Source organism: Burkholderia sp. LA-2-3-30-S1-D2, assembly GCF_001523915.2.
Classification (GTDB): Bacteria; Pseudomonadota; Gammaproteobacteria; order Burkholderiales; family Burkholderiaceae; genus Burkholderia; species Burkholderia diffusa.
Map to the genome: position 1 here is coordinate 631587 of NZ_CP013384.1, position 16961 is coordinate 648547.

The following is a 16961-nucleotide window of genomic DNA, read 5'->3' on the forward strand; positions in this document are numbered from 1 at the left end:
CGCGCGTGCGGCGTCGCGATGCGCTTGTTGCATCGCGTGCCGCGCCGCTTTGCGCGGGCGTTAAGATGCGCGTATCGCGGTGCGTGCGACGCCTGTCGCGCGACCGATTTTCCACTCCGGACCGCATGGACGATTCGAACGATCTCCTCATTCCACTGATGCCGCCGCTGCTCGCGCTGCTCGGGCAGGCCGCCGACGCGCAAGCGCGCGGCGAGCACGACGCATACGCACGCTGGCTCGCCGCCGCCGGCCATCTGCACGCAGTCGACATGGCAGCGCTCTCGCAGCTCACCGTGACGCTCGTGGCGCGACAGCGCACGGCCGACGCGCTCGCGCTGGCCGAGTGCGCGGCGCGCATTCATCCGGACGCCGGTGGCCATTTCAATCATGGCTACGCCCTGCAGATGCTCGGTCGTCACGCGGATGCCGTCGCGCCGTACCGCGCCGCCTATGCGCTCGATCCACGCTGGCCGTCGCTGCGCAACAACCTGGCGATCGCGCTGCGGCTGTCGGGCGGCGACCGCCGCGAGGAAATCGCGCTGCTCGACGCGGCCGTGGAAGCCGACCCGCACGACGTGCAGGCGTGGATCAACCTGATCGTCGCGCGGCTCGCGACGCTCGACCTCGACGGCGCGCTCGCCTGTGCGGCACGGCTTGCGGAGATCGCGCCGGACAATGCGCTCGCGTCGAACAACATCGCGATGGCGATGAAGGAGGCGCAGCGCTGGGACGACGCGGAGCGCTACGCGGCGCGCGCGTGCGAGCTGGCGCCCGACGACGCGTCGTTCCGTTTCAACCTCGCGATCATCCAGCTCGTGCGCGGCAATTACGCGGCGGGCTGGCGCGGCCACGAAGCACGCTGGGACGGCGCCGGCGAGCTGCGCGGCCAGCGGCCGGTGCTGCCCGGCCCGCGCTGGCAGGGCGAGCCGCTCGCGGGCAAGACGCTGCTCGTCTGGGGCGAGCAGGGGCTCGGCGACGTGCTGCAGTTCGCGCGCTTCGTCGCGCCGCTCGCCGAGCGCGTGCACCGCGAGGGCGGCCGGCTCGCGTGGAACACGTTTCCGCAGGTGGGCACGCTGATGCGGCGCAGCCTCGGCGCACATGCGGACGCGTTCAGCGCGGGCGGGGGCGTCGACGCGCTGCCTGCCTTCGACTATGAAGTGCCGCTCATCGGCCTGCCGCTGATGCTCGGGATGGAGACGTCGACGCTCGGCGCGTCAGTGCCGTACCTGCATGCCGATCCGCACGCGCGCGACGCATGGCGGGCGCGGCTCGCGGGCGACGGCCGGCTGAAGGTCGGGCTCGTGTGGACGGGCAGCGCGGGGCACCAGCGCAATCCGTTCCGGCGCGTCGGGCTCGTGCGCTATGCCGATGCGTTTCGCGGCATCGACGGCGTCGCGTTCCACTCGCTGCAGCCGGGTGCGGAAGCGGATGTCGCCGCGGCGCGCGCAGCCGGTTTCGCGATCGAGGACTTTACCGCCGAACTGAAGAGTTTCGACGATACGGCCGCCTTCATCGGCGCGCTGGATCTGGTGATCACGGTGTGCACGTCGGTCGCGCACCTGTCGGGCGCGCTCGGCGCGCGCACCTGGGTGTTGCTCGACGTGAATCCGCACTGGCCGTGGCTGCTCGAGCGCACCGACAGCCCGTGGTATCCGACCGCGACGCTGTACCGGCAGCCGACGTTCGGCGCATGGGCGCCGGTGATGGAGACACTCGGGCGGGATCTCCGCGCCCTGGCCGCGGACGCGAAGCGCAGGGGCTGAGCGGCCGCCGCACCGCGTGCGACGGCCGCCCGATGCGTCAGGCGTTCCGGTCGTCGCCGGCCTTCGCGCCGTTGCGGCGGCGCAGGCCCGGCCCGAACGTGAAGCCGAACGCGAGCAGCACCAGCGACACAGCGAGCACGATGTTGTTGCCGCTCGTCACGTAAGGCGTGAAGCCGCTCGTGCCTTCGATGCGCACGTCGAGCGAGCCGATCGTGAACGGCTTGAGCTGGCCGATCACGCGGCCGTGCGCGTCGATCGCGGCCGTCATCCCCGTGTTGGTCGAGCGCAGCATCGGCCGGCCCGTTTCGAGCGCGCGCATCCGCGCGATCTGCAGATGCTGGTCGAGCGCGATCGTGTCGCCGAACCACGCGAGGTTCGTCACGTTGACGAGCACACCGGGCGGCTGCGGGTTGTCGCGGATCGTCGCGGCGATTTCCTCGCCGAACAAGTCCTCGTAGCAGATGTCGGCCATCACCGGCTGGTTGTGCACGAGGAACGGCTTCTGCACCGGTGCGCCGCGCGCGAAGTCGCCGAGCGGCATCTTCATCAGGTCGACGAACCACCGGAAGCCCCACGGGATGAATTCGCCGAAGGGCACGAGATGGTGCTTGTCGTAGTGATAGATGGCGCGCGAATGCGGCGTCACGCCGTACAGGCTGTTCGTGTAATCGACGTAATGACCGTCCGGCGTCACCGACGCGCCGACCGCGCCGAACAGCACGGCCGAGCCCGTCGTGTCGCTGAACTTGCGGATCGCGACGGCGAACGGTTCGGGCAGCTCCTGGATCATCACCGCGATCGCGGTCTCCGGCGTGACGATCAGGTCGGCGGGCTTCTCGACGATCATCTGCGTGTACATCTTGATCGCCGCGTCGATGCCTTCCTGCTCGAACTTGATGTCCTGCTTCACGTTGCCCTGCAGCAGCCGCACCGTGAGCGGCGCGTTCGCGGGCACGGTCCACGTGGCCTGCGACAGCCCGAGGCCGGCCGCGACGAGCGCGACGGCGATGCCGGCCGGCGCGACGACGCGCACGCGCGCGTTGCCGGCGCCGCCGGATTCCGATTCGAATTCGGGCGACCGGCGGCCGGCGACGAGCGCCTGCACGACCAGCGCGGCGAACAGCGCGAGCACCCAGGCGACCCCGTACACACCGACGACCGGCGCGAAGCCCGCGAACGGGCCGTCGACCTGCGGATAGCCGCTCGCGAGCCACGGAAAGCCTGTGAACACGGTGCCGCGCAGCCATTCGCCGAGCGCCCATGCGCTCGCGAAGGCGAACGCGCCGTGCCAGCTCGGCGAGAACGGCCGCGGATCGGGTGCGCGGCGATGCCACGCATGGCCCGCGCAGAACGACCAGAGCCCCGCCGAGAACGCCGGGTACAGCGACAGGTAGAGCGAGAACAGCACCAGCGCACCGCCCGCGAGCGGCGCGGCCATCTCGCCGTACACGTGCATGCTGATGTACAGCCACCAGATGCCGCTGATGAAGTTGCCGAAGCCGAACGCGCCGCCGGTGAGCGCGGCGCCGCGCCAGCTCGACGTGCGCGTCAACTGCGCGAAAAACCAGACGAATACGGCGAGCTGCAGCCAGCCGCCGTGCGGGGTCGGTGCGAAGCTGAGCGTATTGGCCGCACCGGCGAGCAGTGCGGCCGGATAGTGCCAGCGCGGCAGCGTGCGGCCGGGGGCCGGCGCGCAAAGGCCGCCAGCCGGGCGAGACGGGATCGGATCGTCCATGTGAAGCGAAAGAGGGCGAGCGGTTGAAGGAGACGCGGCCGGCGCGAGACGGTCAGTCCTCGTGCGAGGTTTCGGCGCGGCGGCTCGCGAGCGGGTTGCGGCGCACCAGCAGCACGTGGACCTGGCGCGCATCGCCGCGCTGGATCTCGAACACGAGGTTGCCGAGTTGCAGCTTCTCGCCGCGGTGCGGCACGCGGCCGAAGTGATGGGTGATCAGCCCGCCGATCGTATCGACCTCGTCGTCGGGGAAGTCGGTGCCGAACGTCTCGTTGAACTGTTGGATCTCGGTGAGCGCGCGCACGCGGTAGCGGCCGTCCGGCCCCGAGATGATGTTGCCGGCTTCCTCGTCGAAGTCGTATTCGTCCTCGATGTCGCCGACGATCTGTTCGAGCACGTCCTCGATCGTGATGAGGCCAGCGACGCCGCCGTATTCGTCGACGACGATCGCGAGGTGGTTGCGGTTCACGCGGAAGTCGTGCAGCAGCACGTTCAGGCGCTTCGATTCGGGAATGAACACGGCGGGGCGCAGCATCCCGCGCACGTCGAATTCATCTTCGGCATAAAAGCGCAGCAGGTCCTTCGCGAGCAGCACGCCGATCACGTTGTCGCGGTTCTCCTCGAACACGGGGTAGCGCGAGTGCGCCTTCTCGAGGACGAACGGGATGAAGTCTTCGGGCTTGTCGGCGATGTTGATCGCGTCCATCTGCGCGCGCGGCACCATGATGTCGCGGGCGCACAGGTCGGACACCTGGAACACGCCTTCGATCATCGACAGCGAATCGGCGTCGATCAGGTTGCGTTCGTGGGCGTCCTGGAGAATTTCCAGCAACTCGGTCCGGGATTCCGGCTCGGGCGAGATGAAGTCGGTCAGGCGCTCGAGCAGCGAGCGCTTTTCTTGCGGTTTGTCGGTGAGCTTACGACTGGGATACGAATCGTTCATGGTGGTGCGCCCGGGTCATGCCGGAGCGCGCGGTCACGGAGTAGGCAAGGATACACCAAGGACATGGCGCGGCCGTGTCGCCCCGGCCGTCCGGCCAAGGGCATGCGGCGCGCGCGAGCCCCGCTCGGGAACAGCCGCGCCGGGCGCGGCGCCGTCCTTCGTCTCCATCCTATCTCAGAAAGGGGCGGCGGGGCAGCGGCGGCAAAAAAGCGGGGGCGACCGGCCGGTCAGTCGGTGTCAGCGGCATTTCGTCGCGAGCGCGACAAGCCGAGCCGACGTTCGGGCCCTCAGAAGCGCATGCCGGCAGAGCAGCCGCCGGCAGCCGCGCCGTTGGTCGCGGCGCCGCCGCAGCCGAGGATGCCGCAGCCGGACAGCGCGACGCTCGCAGCGACGAGCAGCGCGGCCAGCGTCATGCGCGATTTGCGTGCCGGTTTCATGGGCGTCGTGCCGCCTTCGCGTGCACGGGCGGTGCGGCCGGCCCTGTCGAGCGTCACCGGCATCGCGCGAGCAGCCCTTCCAGCGCGCGATCGGGGATGCCGCTCGCACGCAGCGCGTCCACGGTGCGGCTCACGTAGTCGAGCGTCGTGCCGTAGCGGCCGGCCGCGCAGCTGAACACTTCCTTGACGACGGGGTCGGTAAGCTTGCCGGTGTAAGTGGGCACGTCGCGGCGCATCACGAATGCGAGTGCGCGCACGCGTTCGCCGGTTTCGAGCGAGCACGGCAGCCACGCGGGCCGGTATGACCCCATCGGCATTTCGCGTTTCCACAGCGTCTCGAGATGCGGCTGCGCGGTCGGGCCCGCGAGCCGGAATGCGATGCCCGAGCACGAGCCGCCGCGATCGAGCGCGAGCACGAGGCCCGGACGTTCGGGCGTGCCGCGGTTCACGCGCGACCACAGGTAGAGCCCACGATGATAGCCGTGCACCTTGCCGCGCACGGCGGAGACGGTCGGCAGCCCGGGGTTCCAGATCAGCGAGCCATAGCCGAACAGCCAGAGATCCTGCCGGCCATCCCAGTCGCGCATCGTGTGCGCGAGCGACGCGGCGAGCTCATCGTCCGTGAGCAGCCGTCCCTCGCCGATCGACGGCGGGTAGGCGGGCGGCAGCAGCGCGGCGTGGTGCATGGTGCGGACGGCTTTACTGGTACGGGTTCGGAAAGCCCAGTTTCGCGAGGATGTCGACTTCGAGCGCTTCCATTTCGGCGGCGTCCTCGTCGCTCGTCTCGTGATCGTAGCCCTGCGCGTGCAGCGCGCCATGCACCAGCAGGTGCGCGTAGTGGGCGGCGAGCGGCTTGCCCTGGTCGTGCGCTTCCTTCTCGACGACCGGGCAGCACAGCACGAGGTCGCCGATCACGGTGCCGTCTGGCGCCGGGTCGTACGCGAAGGTCAGCACGTTGGTCGGGTAGTCCTTGTGGCGGTAGCCGGCGTTCAGCGTGCGGCCTTCCTCCTCGCCGACGAAGCGCACGGTGAGCTGCGCGCTCGCGAACAGCGCCGGCTCGATCCATTCGGCGATCAGCTTGCGCTTGGGAAGCGTCTTGCGGATGTCGCCGGTGATTTCGTCACCGTACTGCACGGACAGGTCGAGCTCCAGCTCGCGTACCTCGTTCGCCATTTCCGCGATTTCCTCGTCGCGCGGCGCGGGTTCGGCACCCACGTGCAGCGTCACGCTGTCGTAGTGCTCGGGCTGCAGCGCGAGCTTCGCGCGCATCGCCGGATCGTGGTGCTGCGCAACGATCGCAACGGCCGCCTCGCCCGAACTGCCCGACAGGTCGAACATCAGGCTGCGGCCGTCGGGGAAGTCGATTCGAAGCCCTTGCGCGCTGACGGTCCGGGCCTTGCCCTTCGCATCGAACAGCGAGAGACGGGGGAAATCGGGCGCGGCGGACTGGTCGCGCCCGGACTTGCGGGAACGGGAAGATTTCATGACGGGTGCGGCGATTGGAACGCGTTGAGGATACACCAAACGGCCGATCGCTCCCGAATTCGAAACGGCCGCGCGCGGGTGAAAAAAAGCCCGGCGCGCCGTCGGGCGGGCCGGGCCGGCAGGCCGGGGCAGCGCGTGCGCGCCGCCGGTCAGCCGTCCTGATGCTGCGCGTGGAACTCGTCGTACGCCTCGACGATGCGCGCGACGAGCGGATGGCGCACGACGTCCGCGCTCGTGAAGCGCGTGAGCGCGATGCCGCGCACGCCGCCGAGCACCTGCTGCGCCTCGACGAGGCCGCTCTTGTGCCCGCGCGGCAGGTCGACCTGGCTCGTGTCGCCGGTGACGACGGCCTTCGAGCCGAAGCCGATCCGCGTGAGGAACATCTTCATCTGCTCGGGCGTCGTGTTCTGCGCCTCGTCGAGGATGATGAACGCGTGGTTCAGCGTGCGGCCGCGCATATAGGCGAGCGGCGCGATCTCGATCATCTGGCGCTCGAACATCTTCGCGGTCTTGTCGAAGCCGAGCAGGTCGTACAGTGCGTCGTACAGCGGCCGCAGGTACGGGTCGACCTTCTGCGCGAGATCGCCCGGCAGGAAGCCAAGCCGCTCGCCGGCCTCGACGGCCGGGCGCGTCAGCACGATCCGCTTGACCTGGTCGCGCTCCAGTGCGTCGACCGCGCATGCGACCGCGAGGTAGGTCTTGCCGGTGCCGGCCGGCCCGATGCCGAACGTCACGTCGTGCGACAGGATCTGCTTCAGGTATTCGCGCTGCGCGGGCGTGCGACCGCGCAGGTCGGCGCGCCGCGTATAGAGCTTCGGCGCGGGCTCTTCGTCCGGCGTGTCCGCGTCGAGCTGCACGACGGGCTCGTCGAACGGATGGTCGGGGTCGCCGCGAAAGCGCACGTCGATCGTGTCCTGGCGGCCGTTGCCGGACGTGTGGCGCACTTCGACCAGCGCGAGCTGGATATCGTCGACCGACAGCGGATCGCGCGCGCGGTTGTAGAAGTTCTCGAGCGCCGCGAGCGCGAGCTTCGCGCCGCGCCCGCGGATCGTGATCCGGTGGCCGCGCCGCGCGAGCGTGACGTCGAGCGCCTGTTCGATCTGCCGCAGGTTCTCGTCGAGCGGGCCGCAGAGGTTGGCGAGGCGCGCGTTGTCGTCGCGCGGCGCGGTGAATTCCAGTGCTTGGACGGTCTTCAAAGTAGCGTCGGGCTCCTGTTGAACGTCAGTCGGTCAGGTCAGTGGGTGGGCGCGCTCGCGTCGTCGCTGACGAGCAGGAGCTCGCCGCGCAGCGAGTGCGGGTACGCATGGTTGATCTTCACGTCGATCATCTGGCCGATCAGGCGCGGGTGCGACGCGAGCGGCGCCGGGAAGTTCACGACCCGGTTGTTCTCGGTGCGGCCCGACAGTTCGTTCGGGTCCTTGCGCGACGGGCCCTCGACGAGGATCCGCTCGACCTTCCCGACCATCGACTGGCTGATGCGCGCGACGTTTTCCTCGATGGTCGCCTGCAGATGTTGCAGGCGTTTGAGCTTGACCTCGCGCGGCGTGTCGTCGTGCAGGTTCGCGGCCGGCGTGCCGGGGCGCGGGCTGTAGATGAACGAGAAGCTGGTGTCGTAGCTCATCTCGTGCACGAGCGCCATCATCTTGTCGAAATCTTCCTCGGTCTCGCCGGGGAAGCCGACGATCATGTCGGTCGACAGCGACAGGTCCGGGCGGATCGCGCGCAGCTTGCGGATCACCGACTTGTATTCGAGCACGGTGTAGCCGCGCTTCATCGCCATCAGGATGCGGTCGGAGCCGTGCTGGACCGGCAGGTGCAGGTGGCTCACGAGCTTCGGCACCTTCGCATAGGTGTCGATCAGGCGCTGCGTGAATTCCTTCGGATGCGACGTCGTGTAGCGGATTCGCTCGATGCCGGGGATGTCGGCGACGTATTCGATCAGCGTCGCGAAATCGGCGATCTCGGTCGAACCGGCCGTCAGCGCGCCGCGATACGCGTTCACGTTCTGGCCGAGCAGCGTGACTTCGCGCACGCCCTGGTCGGCGAGGCCGGCCACTTCGGTCAGCACGTCGTCGAGCGGACGCGACACTTCGTCGCCGCGCGTGTACGGCACGACGCAGTAGCTGCAGTACTTCGAGCAGCCTTCCATGATCGACACGAACGCGCTCGGCCCCTCGACGCGCGCGGGCGGCAGGTGGTCGAACTTCTCGATCTCGGGGAACGTGATGTCGACCTGCGCGCGGCCGCTTTCGCGGCGCGCATCGATCATCTGCGGCAGGCGGTGCAACGTCTGCGGGCCGAACACGAGGTCGACGTACGGCGCGCGCGACACGATCGACGCGCCTTCCTGGCTGGCGACGCAGCCGCCGACGCCGATCAGCAGGCCCGGCTTCGCTTCCTTCAGCTCGCGCACGCGGCCGAGGTCGGAGAACACCTTTTCCTGCGCCTTCTCACGCACCGAGCACGTGTTGAACAGGATGATGTCCGCGTCTTCCGGGGTATCGGTCTTTTCGAGGCCTTCGGCGGCATTGAGCACGTCCACCATCTTGTCCGAGTCGTACTCGTTCATCTGGCAGCCGAAGGTCTTTACGTAAACTTTCTTGGTCATGGGGATTCGCCGTTCGCAGTGGTTGACCTGGGGGCGTCGTCAAGGGTGAATCGGGACGGCTGCTGCCGGGGCAACGTGGCGGACCGGGGCGCGCGGTGCGCGTCGAGCGAGCATGTCGCGAATACTCGCGCATGCATGAAAAGCCGTCGGGAAAGCTTTCCATTATAGCTTTACGCGCTGCTCCGGGCGGGCGGCAGGTTGCTGCCGCGCGACGCCTTTCATTGAACTCCGACCCCGATATGGCGGCGCGGCAACCTTCAGCGGCACGCGTTCAGCAGGTCGTCGAGCGCCGCTTCCTCGCGCGCGAAGCGTTCGGCGAGGAAGTCGAGCAGCACGCGCACGCGCGGCGCCATGTAGCGCTTGCCGTGATAGAGCGCGTGCAGCGGCGCGTCCTGGTGTCGCCAGTCGGGCAGTAGCACGCGCAGCCGGCCGGCGCGCACGTCGTCGGCGATGTCCCACAGCGACTTCAGCGCGATGCCGTGGCCGCGCAGCGTCCATTCGCGGGTGAGGCCGCCGTCGTTGGTCTCGAAAGCCGTCGACACCGGCACCGTGTGGGTTTGTACCTCGTCGCCGCGCGTGAAGCGCCACGTGTTCATCGGGCCCGACGCGATCGTGATCACGTTGCAGGGAAAGCGGGCCAGATCGTGCGGATCGGCCGGCACGCCGTGGCGCTCGACGAACGACGGCGCCGCGCACAGCACGCGCCGGTTCGCGGCGAGCCGGCGTGCGATCAGCGCGCCGTCGGGCGGGGCGGCGAAGCGGATCGCGAGGTCGATCTCGTCCTGCCACAGGTTCGACGACGAATCGGACGCCGTCAGCGAGAACGTGACGCCCGGATGCAGCGTGGTGAATTCGTCGAGCCAGTCGAGCAGCTGATTGCGGCCGAAATCGGACGTCGATGACAGCCGCACCTTGCCGGCCACCACGTTGCGGCCTTCCTGCAGTAGCGCGTGTGCGTCGTCGAGCGCCTGCAGCGCCTGCCGGCAGCAGTTCAGGTAGAGCCGGCCTTCGTCGGTGAGGCGCAGCTGCCGCGTCGAGCGCTCGAACAGCCGCGTCGCGACCTTCGCCTCGAGCTTCGCGAGGCGCGCGCTCGCGGCGGCCGGCGTGAGGTTCAGCTTGCGCCCTGCCGCGGACAGGCTGCCCAGTTCCGCCGCCTCGACAAACAGCCGGATGTCGCCTAGTCGATCCATCGGATTTTCCACAATCTTTTGAAAATGGTTCAAATGCCGCGCCAATTATCAAAGATAGGCGTATTCGGGACAATGCGCGCACATCCCGCTTTTTGTGCGGTGCGGTACCGACCGGATGCCGCGTCCGCCGCTCTTTCGGAGAACGTCATGCCCATACCGTTACTGGCGCTCGCGATCAGCGCCTTCGCCATCGGCACCACCGAATTCATCATCATGGGACTCCTGCCCGAAGTCGCGCACGACCTCGCCGTGTCGCTGCCGTCGGCCGGCCTGCTGGTCACGGGCTACGCGCTCGGCGTCGCGGTCGGCGCGCCGCTGCTCGCGGTGCTGACGAGCCGCATGCCGCGCAAGGCCGCGCTGCAGCTGCTGATGGCGATCTTCATCGTCGGCAACGTGTTGTGCGCGACCGCGTCCGGCTACGCGATGCTGATGGTCGCGCGCGTCGTCACGTCGTTCGCGCACGGCTCGTTCTTCGGGATCGGCGCGGTGGTGGCCGCGTCGCTCGTGCCGGCCGACAAGCGCGCGAGCGCGATCGCGCTGATGTTCACGGGCCTCACGCTGTCGAACGTGCTCGGCGTGCCGTTCGGCACGTTCGTCGGCCAGTTGCTCGGCTGGCGTGCGTCGTTCTGGATCGTCGCCGCGCTCGGCGTGCTGTCGCTCGGCGGCGTCGCCCTGCTGGTGCCGAACCGCCACGACAGCGGGCCCGTCGGCCTCGGCCACGAAGTGCGGGTGCTGAAGGAGCCGCAAGTCTGGCTCGCGCTCCTGATGACCGTGCTCGGCTTCGGCGGCGTGTTCGTCGTGTTCACGTACATCGCGCCGATCCTCGAAACCGTCACCGGTTATTCGCCGCGTGCGGTCGCGTTGATCCTCGTGCTGTTCGGCGCGGGGCTGACGGTCGGCAACACGCTCGGCGGCAGGCTCGCCGACCGCGCGCTGATGCCGTCGCTGATCGCGATCCTGGTCGCGCTGATGGCCGTGATGGCCGTATTCGCGAAGACGAGCCACCTGCCGGTCGCGGCCGCGGTGACCGTATTCGTCTGGGGGATCGCCGCGTTCGCGACGGTGCCGCCGCTGCAGGCCCGCGTGGTCGAAAAGGCCGCGAGCGCGCCGCATCTCGCGTCGACACTGAACATCGGCGCGTTCAACGTCGGCAACGCGGGCGGCGCGTGGCTCGGCGGTCTCGCGCTGGGACACGGCTTTGCGCTCGATGCGTTGCCGTGGGTCGCCGTCGCGGTGACGTTCGCGGCGCTCGTCGTCACGTGGCTCGCGATGCGGCTCGATGCCCGCGCACCGGCGCGCTGCGCGGCACCGGCCGCGCATTGAGCGGTGCACCGGGCGGCGGTGTGCCGGCGCTATGGCGACAGGAAAAGGTTCGCGAGAAACGCTTTCCTCCGCGATGCTGATAACGGTGTGAAGATAACTTCGTTTGCCGGGTCGGGGCCGGGTGATAGCGTCTCGATACGCGCCGTTCGTGGCGCAACCCGATTCCGGCTAACCCCATTCGCAGGGCCGCGCGGCGGCCCGGAGGCCATGTTATGTCTTCACCCCTGGCGCTGGTGCGCGACGTGTCTTCCTTCGAGTCCGGCAATGCCGCCGACGCGCGGACGTCCGCGTCGCTCGACGTCCTCGAGCAGGTCGTCGGCGTGAATCTCGCGCGCTTGCGCGCCGAGCGGCAGCTGTCGCTCGATGCGCTCGCGCGGCTGTCCGGCGTGTCGCGCGCGATGCTCGCGCAGATCGAATCCGCGCGCAGCGTGCCGTCGATCAAGGTGCTCTGCAAGATCGCCGCGGCGCTGAAGGTATCGGTCGCCGCGTTCCTGCGCCGTCATGCGGTGAACGGCTTCGAGCATCTGGCGGCCGAGCGCGCGGCGCGCGTCGTCAGCTCGAACGGCCGCTTCTCGGCGCGCGCGCTGTATCCGGAAGGCGAGCCTGCCGCGGCCGAATTCCACGAGCTGCGGATCGCGCCGCTGCACACGGAACCCGGCGCGCGCCGCGCGCCCGGCACGACGGTCAACCTGGTCGTCAGCGAAGGCACGCTCGAAGTCGGCGTGCACGATCGGCGCCAGCTGCTCGCGACCGGCGACGCGATCGTGTTCGACGCCGACCAGCCGTACAGCCTGCGCAATCCGGGCGACAGCGAGGCGCGCGCGTTCCGCGTGACGGTGAGCCTCGAGGTGCCGCCGCGCTGGCTCGTGCCCGACGCCCCGCACGCGGCCGGCTGAACGCGCGGCTCGCAGGGCCGGCGCCGGTTCCGTTCAGGACGGCGTGCAGGCCCGGTGTCGGCCGTTCGGACGATGCCGTTGGACGGAGTCGTCAGTAAGGTTTTAAGTGTGGTTCGCTGCGCCGCGTGCGCAGCTGATGTATGCTTGGCCCGCCGGTTTTGGGGTAGACCCCGGCCGGTAATCAGTGCGTCTTCAGGGCGGGGCGAAATTCCCCACCGGCGGTAGGCTGGCGTTAGCCGGCGAGCCCGCGAGCGCCCGCGCATCCGCGCGGGGTCAGCAGATCTGGTCGAATACCAGAGCCGACGGTCACAGTCCGGATGAGAGAAGATGTGTAGATAGTCATGTCCGTCAGGGCCGCTTTGCCATGCGTGTGAAGCGGGTTGTCGTTCTGTCTGTTTGCAATGCCCTGAAACGTTTTTCGCCCAAATCGTAATTGCGAGGAGCGTTTCACATGTCCTTCATGTCCGTTTCGTCGGCACCCGCCGACGCCTTTGCCGATCTCCCGTTGCTCGATTCCGAACCGGTGCCGTCGCGCATCGCCGCCGCGCTCGACGCGTTGCGCGCGGGCCGCGCGGTCGTGTTGCAGGACGATCACGACCGTGAAAACGAGGCCGACCTGATCGTCGCCGCCGAGCGCATCACGCCCGAGACGATGGCGCTCCTGATCCGCGAGTGCAGCGGCATCGTGTGCCTGTGCCTGACCGACGACAAGGTCCGCGCGCTCGAGCTGCCGCCGATGGTGCAGACCAACGAGAGCCGCAACGGCACCGCGTTCACCGTGTCGATCGAGGCGCGCGAAGGCGTGCATACCGGCGTGTCTGCGGCCGATCGCGTGACGACGATCCGCGCGGCGATCGCCGACGATGCGAAGCCGTATGACATCGTGCGTCCCGGCCACGTGTTTCCGCTGCGTGCGCAACCGGGCGGCGTGCTTGCGCGCCGCGGTCACACCGAAGGGACGGTCGATCTGTCGATCCTCGCTGGCCTGAAGCCGGCGGGCGTGCTGTGCGAGCTGATGAATCCGGACGGCACGATGACGCGCGGCGAGGACGTCGAGCGTTTCGCGCAGCAGCACGGGTTGCCGATGCTGACGATCGCGGAACTCGTCGAATTCCGCGAGGCGCTGGCGGCCGCGCGCGAGCGCTGCTGCGAGCCGGCCTGACGATCGGTGTAGCGGGCGCGCCGATGCGCCCGCGGGACGGCGTGCGCATCGAGCCGCACGCCGGTCATGTGGCTCCGGCGCGACCGTCCGTCAGGACTGCACGTCGCCAAATTCGCCGCGCAGGCCGGCTTCGACGAGCGCCGGCAGTTCATTCATCCTGCGCATGATCCGCGTGATACCCATCGCGCGCAGCGCATCCGCGTAGTTGTCGGGGATGTGGCTCGCGCCGACGAACGCGATCGTCTTCATCCCCGCCGCACGCGCGGCATTCAACCCCGACACGCTGTCCTCGACGACGATGCAGCGCGTCGGCGCGACGCCGAGCGTCTGCGCCGCGTGCAGGTAGACGTCGGGATAGGGTTTCGGCCGTGCGACCTGCTCGGAGCTGAACACGCGATCGCCGAAGATTTCGGTGAGCGATGCGCGCTTCAGCGAGCTGCGCACGCGCACGAGCCGGCTGTTCGATACCACCGCGGCCGGCAGGCTGACCTTCAGCAGCGCGTCGCGCACGCCGCTGATCGGCGCGAGCGATTGTGCGAGACCGGTCTCGATGTTGCGCTCGACGGTCTCGATGAAGTCGTCGGGCATCCGGATGCCGAAACGCGCTTCGAGCCCGGCGAGAAAGCGCGATGTCTGCTGGCCGAAGGCGGACTTCGCGGCGTCTTCGAAATCGAGGTGAGGGAAGGTGGCGGACAGCGTTTCGAACAGCACGCGGTCGGCGATGACTTCGCTGTCGACGAGGACGCCGTCGCAGTCGCAGATAAGGTGATCGAGCATGATGGTGAAGAAGCGGGGTGTCGGCGACGCCGAGCATCCCGCCATGATACGTGCTTTCGAAGTCGCACCGCGAGCCGTTCGGCGCCTGCGTCCCGTCCCGACTACGCACTCCGTCAGGCCGAGGCGTCACCGCGGCGTTGCCCGGCGAGAGCGAGGCGGGCGCGTTGTCGATCGTGTGACGAAAGCAGGGCGGAAGGGGGAGGCGGAAGCACGCGGCAGTTGCTGCCGCGTGCTCGGGATCGAGCTCGATCGAACCCGCGATCAGGCCATCGCGTGCAGGTGCAGATACAGGCCGGCCGCCGCGGCGCCGCCGAGCAGCGGGCCGATCACCGGCACCCACGCATAGCGCCAGTCGCTGTCGCGCTTGCCGGGAATCGGCAGCAGCGCGTGCATGATGCGCGGCGACAGGTCGCGCGCCGGGCTCATCGCATAGCCGGTCGGGCCGCCGAGCGAGATGCCGATGCCGAGCACGAGCAGGCCGACGGGCAGTGCGTCGAGCGCGCCGAGACCGACCTGCGGCGACGCGAGGTACAGCACGCCGAGGATCAGCACGAACGTGCAGATGGCTTCGGTCAGCACATTGTGCGTGGTGCTGCGGATGGCGGGCGCCGTGCAGAACACCGCGAGCTTCAGGTCCGCATCGACCTCCTTCGCGAAGTGCTGGCGATACGCGAGCCACACGAGCAGCGCGCCGGCCATCCCGCCGAGCATCTGCGCGAGGATGTAGCCGCCGACCTTCGACCATGCGAACTTGCCCGCGAGCGCGAGGCTGATCGTGACGATCGGGTTCAGGTGCGCGCCGCTGAACGACGCGGTCACGTAGACGGCGACGAACACCGCCATCGCCCAGCCCATGACGATCACGATGAGGTCCGCGCCTTTGCCCTTGGTCTTCGCGAGCAGCACGTTTGCGACCGCGCCGTTGCCGAGCAGCACGAGGATCGCCGTGCCGATGAATTCCGCAATATAAGGTGACATGTTGTCTCTCGTAGATGACGGCGGACTCGCGCGTCGCGCGGTCCGCCGGTGTTGTTTTAATTCGTTCGGATTGCTTCTGGTTGCCGCGGGTTACTGCGTGTCGTCGGCCCACGCCTTGGCGGCGCGCACCGCGCGTTGCCAGCCGGCCATGCAGCGCTCGACCTGATCCTTCGGCATCGACGGGGAGAAGCGGCGATCGAGCTGCCACTGGCTGCGAACTTCGTCGAGGTTCTTCCAGTAGCCGATCGCGAGGCCCGCGAGGTAGGCCGCGCCGAGCGCGGTCGTCTCGGTGATCTGCGGTCGCACCGCGTCGACGCCGAGCAGGTCGGCCTGGAACTGCATCAGCAGATTGTTCGCGCTCGCACCGCCGTCGACGCGCAGTTCGCCGATGCTGATGCCGGAGTCGGCTTCCATCGCGGCCAGCACGTCGAGCGACTGGTAAGCGATCGCGTCGAGCGCCGCGCGCGCGAGGTGCGCGGACGTCGTGCCGCGCGTGACGCCGAACACCGAACCGCGCGCCCGTGCGTTCCAGTGCGGCGCGCCGAGGCCCGCGAACGCCGGCACGAGATAGACGCCGTCGGTATGCGGCACGCTCGCGGCGAGCGCTTCGATCTCGGCGGCCGACTTGATGATGCCGACGCCGTCGCGCAGCCACTGCACGACCGCGCCCGCGATGAAGATGCTGCCTTCGAGCGCGTACTGCACGTCGTCGCCGATCTGCCAGGCGATCGTCGTGACGAGGTTGTTCTTCGATTCGATCGGCTTGTCGCCGGTGTTCATCATCAGGAAGCAGCCGGTGCCGTAGGTGTTCTTCACCATGCCCGACGTCGTGCACATCTGGCCGAACAGCGCCGCGTGCTGGTCGCCGGCGATGCCCGCGAGCGGGATCTTCGACGCGAACACCGTGGTTTTCGTATGGCCGTAGATTTCCGATGACGCCTTCACTTCCGGCAGCATGCTGCGCGGGATGTCGAGCAGTTCCAGCAGCTCGCTGTCCCACTCGCGCGTGTGGATGTTGAACAGCATCGTGCGCGATGCGTTGGTCACGTCGGTCACGTGCAGTTCGTGCTTCGTGAAGTTCCACACGAGCCAGCTGTCGACGGTGCCGAACGCGAGCTTGCCCTGGCGCGCCTTGTCGCGCGCACCCGGCACGTTGTCGAGGATCCAGCGGATCTTGGTCGCGGAGAAGTACGAGTCGATGGGCAGGCCGGTCTTCGCGCGCACCTTGGCTTCGAGGCCCTGCTTCTTCAGCGCATCGCAGAAGTCGGCGGTGCGGCGGTCCTGCCACACGATCGCGTTGTAGACGGGCTGGCCCGTCTCGCGATCCCAGACGATCGTCGTCTCGCGCTGGTTGGTGATCCCGATCGCGGCGATCGACGTGCCGTTCAGGCCCGTGCGCGTGACCGCTTCGGCGGCGACGCCCGCTTGCGTCGACCAGATTTCCTGCGGGTCGTGCTCGACCCAGCCGGGTTGCGGGTAGATCTGTTCGAATTCCTTCTGGGCGATCGATACGATGTTGCCCTGGCGATCGAACAGCATCGCGCGGGAGCTCGTCGTGCCCTGGTCAAGCGCGAGGATGTACTGATCCTGCATGTCTCTCATCTCCATCCGTGGATTGGCGTAGTTGTGATGCGCGCCGCATGTTACGCGGCGCGTCGGTGAATCAA

General features: G+C 68.6%; 15 protein-coding genes and 1 riboswitch. Of the genes, 4 read left to right on the plus strand and 11 right to left on the minus strand.

The window, feature by feature from the left end:
* Positions 1–125 precede the first annotated feature (125 nt).
* A complete protein-coding gene (locus tag WS66_RS15550; RefSeq protein WP_059607626.1) occupies positions 126–1763 on the plus strand; it encodes a hypothetical protein in 1638 nt (545 codons plus the stop codon).
* Positions 1764–1800: 37 nt separating this feature from the next.
* Here the strand turns inward: WS66_RS15550 and lnt are convergent, their stop codons facing one another.
* From lnt to WS66_RS15590, 8 genes are all read right to left on the minus strand, one after another.
* Complete coding sequence (gene lnt, locus WS66_RS15555) at positions 1801–3498, minus strand: apolipoprotein N-acyltransferase (RefSeq protein WP_059607624.1); 1698 nt, start codon at positions 3496–3498, stop codon at positions 1801–1803.
* A 52-nt stretch (positions 3499–3550) separates the two neighbouring features.
* Positions 3551–4438 (minus strand): HlyC/CorC family transporter, encoded by an 888-nt coding sequence (locus tag WS66_RS15560; RefSeq protein ID WP_059607622.1) that lies wholly within the window; start codon positions 4436–4438, stop codon positions 3551–3553.
* Between the two features lie 287 nt (positions 4439–4725).
* The gene (locus WS66_RS34075) at positions 4726–4875 is read right to left on the minus strand and encodes a hypothetical protein (protein WP_170296422.1); all 150 of its coding nucleotides are present in this window, start codon (positions 4873–4875) and stop codon (positions 4726–4728) included.
* 53 nt (positions 4876–4928) lie between these two features.
* Complete coding sequence (locus WS66_RS15570; RefSeq protein ID WP_059607618.1) at positions 4929–5561, minus strand: gamma-glutamylcyclotransferase; 633 nt, start codon at positions 5559–5561, stop codon at positions 4929–4931.
* Positions 5562–5574: 13 nt separating this feature from the next.
* Positions 5575–6360: an rRNA maturation RNase YbeY gene (ybeY, locus tag WS66_RS15575; protein WP_059607616.1), complete on the minus strand. Its 786-nt coding sequence runs from the start codon at positions 6358–6360 to the stop codon at positions 5575–5577.
* Between the two features lie 149 nt (positions 6361–6509).
* Complete coding sequence (locus tag WS66_RS15580) at positions 6510–7556, minus strand: PhoH family protein (protein ID WP_059607614.1); 1047 nt, start codon at positions 7554–7556, stop codon at positions 6510–6512.
* A 38-nt stretch (positions 7557–7594) separates the two neighbouring features.
* Positions 7595–8968 (minus strand): tRNA (N6-isopentenyl adenosine(37)-C2)-methylthiotransferase MiaB, encoded by a 1374-nt coding sequence (miaB, locus tag WS66_RS15585; protein ID WP_059607612.1) that lies wholly within the window; start codon positions 8966–8968, stop codon positions 7595–7597.
* 257 nt (positions 8969–9225) lie between these two features.
* Entirely contained in the window at positions 9226–10158 is a 933-nt protein-coding gene (locus tag WS66_RS15590) for a LysR family transcriptional regulator (protein WP_059607610.1), read from the minus strand.
* Positions 10159–10305: 147 nt separating this feature from the next.
* On the opposite strand from WS66_RS15590, the gene WS66_RS15595 reads away from it, so the two are divergent.
* From WS66_RS15595 to ribB, 3 genes are all read left to right on the plus strand, one after another.
* Complete coding sequence (locus WS66_RS15595) at positions 10306–11481, plus strand: MFS transporter (protein WP_059607608.1); 1176 nt, start codon at positions 10306–10308, stop codon at positions 11479–11481.
* Positions 11482–11693: 212 nt separating this feature from the next.
* Positions 11694–12377 (plus strand): helix-turn-helix domain-containing protein, encoded by a 684-nt coding sequence (locus tag WS66_RS15600; RefSeq protein WP_059607606.1) that lies wholly within the window; start codon positions 11694–11696, stop codon positions 12375–12377.
* 184 nt (positions 12378–12561) lie between these two features.
* A riboswitch (FMN riboswitch) is annotated at positions 12562–12710 on the plus strand.
* A gap of 118 nt (positions 12711–12828) precedes the next feature.
* Positions 12829–13539, plus strand: a complete 711-nt coding sequence (ribB, locus tag WS66_RS15605) for a 3,4-dihydroxy-2-butanone-4-phosphate synthase (RefSeq protein ID WP_059607604.1) — start codon at positions 12829–12831, stop codon at positions 13537–13539.
* Positions 13540–13629: 90 nt separating this feature from the next.
* Here the strand turns inward: ribB and WS66_RS15610 are convergent, their stop codons facing one another.
* From WS66_RS15610 to glpK, 3 genes are all read right to left on the minus strand, one after another.
* Positions 13630–14316: an HAD family hydrolase gene (locus WS66_RS15610; RefSeq protein WP_059607745.1), complete on the minus strand. Its 687-nt coding sequence runs from the start codon at positions 14314–14316 to the stop codon at positions 13630–13632.
* A gap of 261 nt (positions 14317–14577) precedes the next feature.
* Positions 14578–15294: an MIP/aquaporin family protein gene (locus WS66_RS15615; protein WP_059607602.1), complete on the minus strand. Its 717-nt coding sequence runs from the start codon at positions 15292–15294 to the stop codon at positions 14578–14580.
* Positions 15295–15384: 90 nt separating this feature from the next.
* On the minus strand, positions 15385–16887 hold the full coding sequence (gene glpK / locus WS66_RS15620; RefSeq protein ID WP_059607599.1) for a glycerol kinase GlpK: 1503 nt from the start codon (positions 16885–16887) through the stop codon (positions 15385–15387).
* Positions 16888–16961 lie beyond the last annotated feature (74 nt).

Coding starts and splice junctions, on each gene's coding strand:
- WS66_RS15615 (WP_059607602.1), bottom strand. CDS start 15,294: ATGTCACCTTATATTGCGGAATTCATCGGCACGGCGATCCTCGTGCTG.
- ybeY (WP_059607616.1), bottom strand. CDS start 6,360: ATGAAATCTTCCCGTTCCCGCAAGTCCGGGCGCGACCAGTCCGCCGCG.
- WS66_RS15595 (WP_059607608.1), top strand. CDS start 10,306: ATGCCCATACCGTTACTGGCGCTCGCGATCAGCGCCTTCGCCATCGGC.
- glpK (WP_059607599.1), bottom strand. CDS start 16,887: ATGCAGGATCAGTACATCCTCGCGCTTGACCAGGGCACGACGAGCTCC.
- WS66_RS15570 (WP_059607618.1), bottom strand. CDS start 5,561: ATGCACCACGCCGCGCTGCTGCCGCCCGCCTACCCGCCGTCGATCGGC.
- WS66_RS15590 (WP_059607610.1), bottom strand. CDS start 10,158: ATGGATCGACTAGGCGACATCCGGCTGTTTGTCGAGGCGGCGGAACTG.
- WS66_RS15560 (WP_059607622.1), bottom strand. CDS start 4,438: ATGAACGATTCGTATCCCAGTCGTAAGCTCACCGACAAACCGCAAGAA.
- WS66_RS34075 (WP_170296422.1), bottom strand. CDS start 4,875: ATGAAACCGGCACGCAAATCGCGCATGACGCTGGCCGCGCTGCTCGTC.
- WS66_RS15600 (WP_059607606.1), top strand. CDS start 11,694: ATGTCTTCACCCCTGGCGCTGGTGCGCGACGTGTCTTCCTTCGAGTCC.
- ribB (WP_059607604.1), top strand. CDS start 12,829: ATGTCCTTCATGTCCGTTTCGTCGGCACCCGCCGACGCCTTTGCCGAT.
- miaB (WP_059607612.1), bottom strand. CDS start 8,968: ATGACCAAGAAAGTTTACGTAAAGACCTTCGGCTGCCAGATGAACGAG.
- lnt (WP_059607624.1), bottom strand. CDS start 3,498: ATGGACGATCCGATCCCGTCTCGCCCGGCTGGCGGCCTTTGCGCGCCG.
- WS66_RS15550 (WP_059607626.1), top strand. CDS start 126: ATGGACGATTCGAACGATCTCCTCATTCCACTGATGCCGCCGCTGCTC.
- WS66_RS15610 (WP_059607745.1), bottom strand. CDS start 14,316: ATGCTCGATCACCTTATCTGCGACTGCGACGGCGTCCTCGTCGACAGC.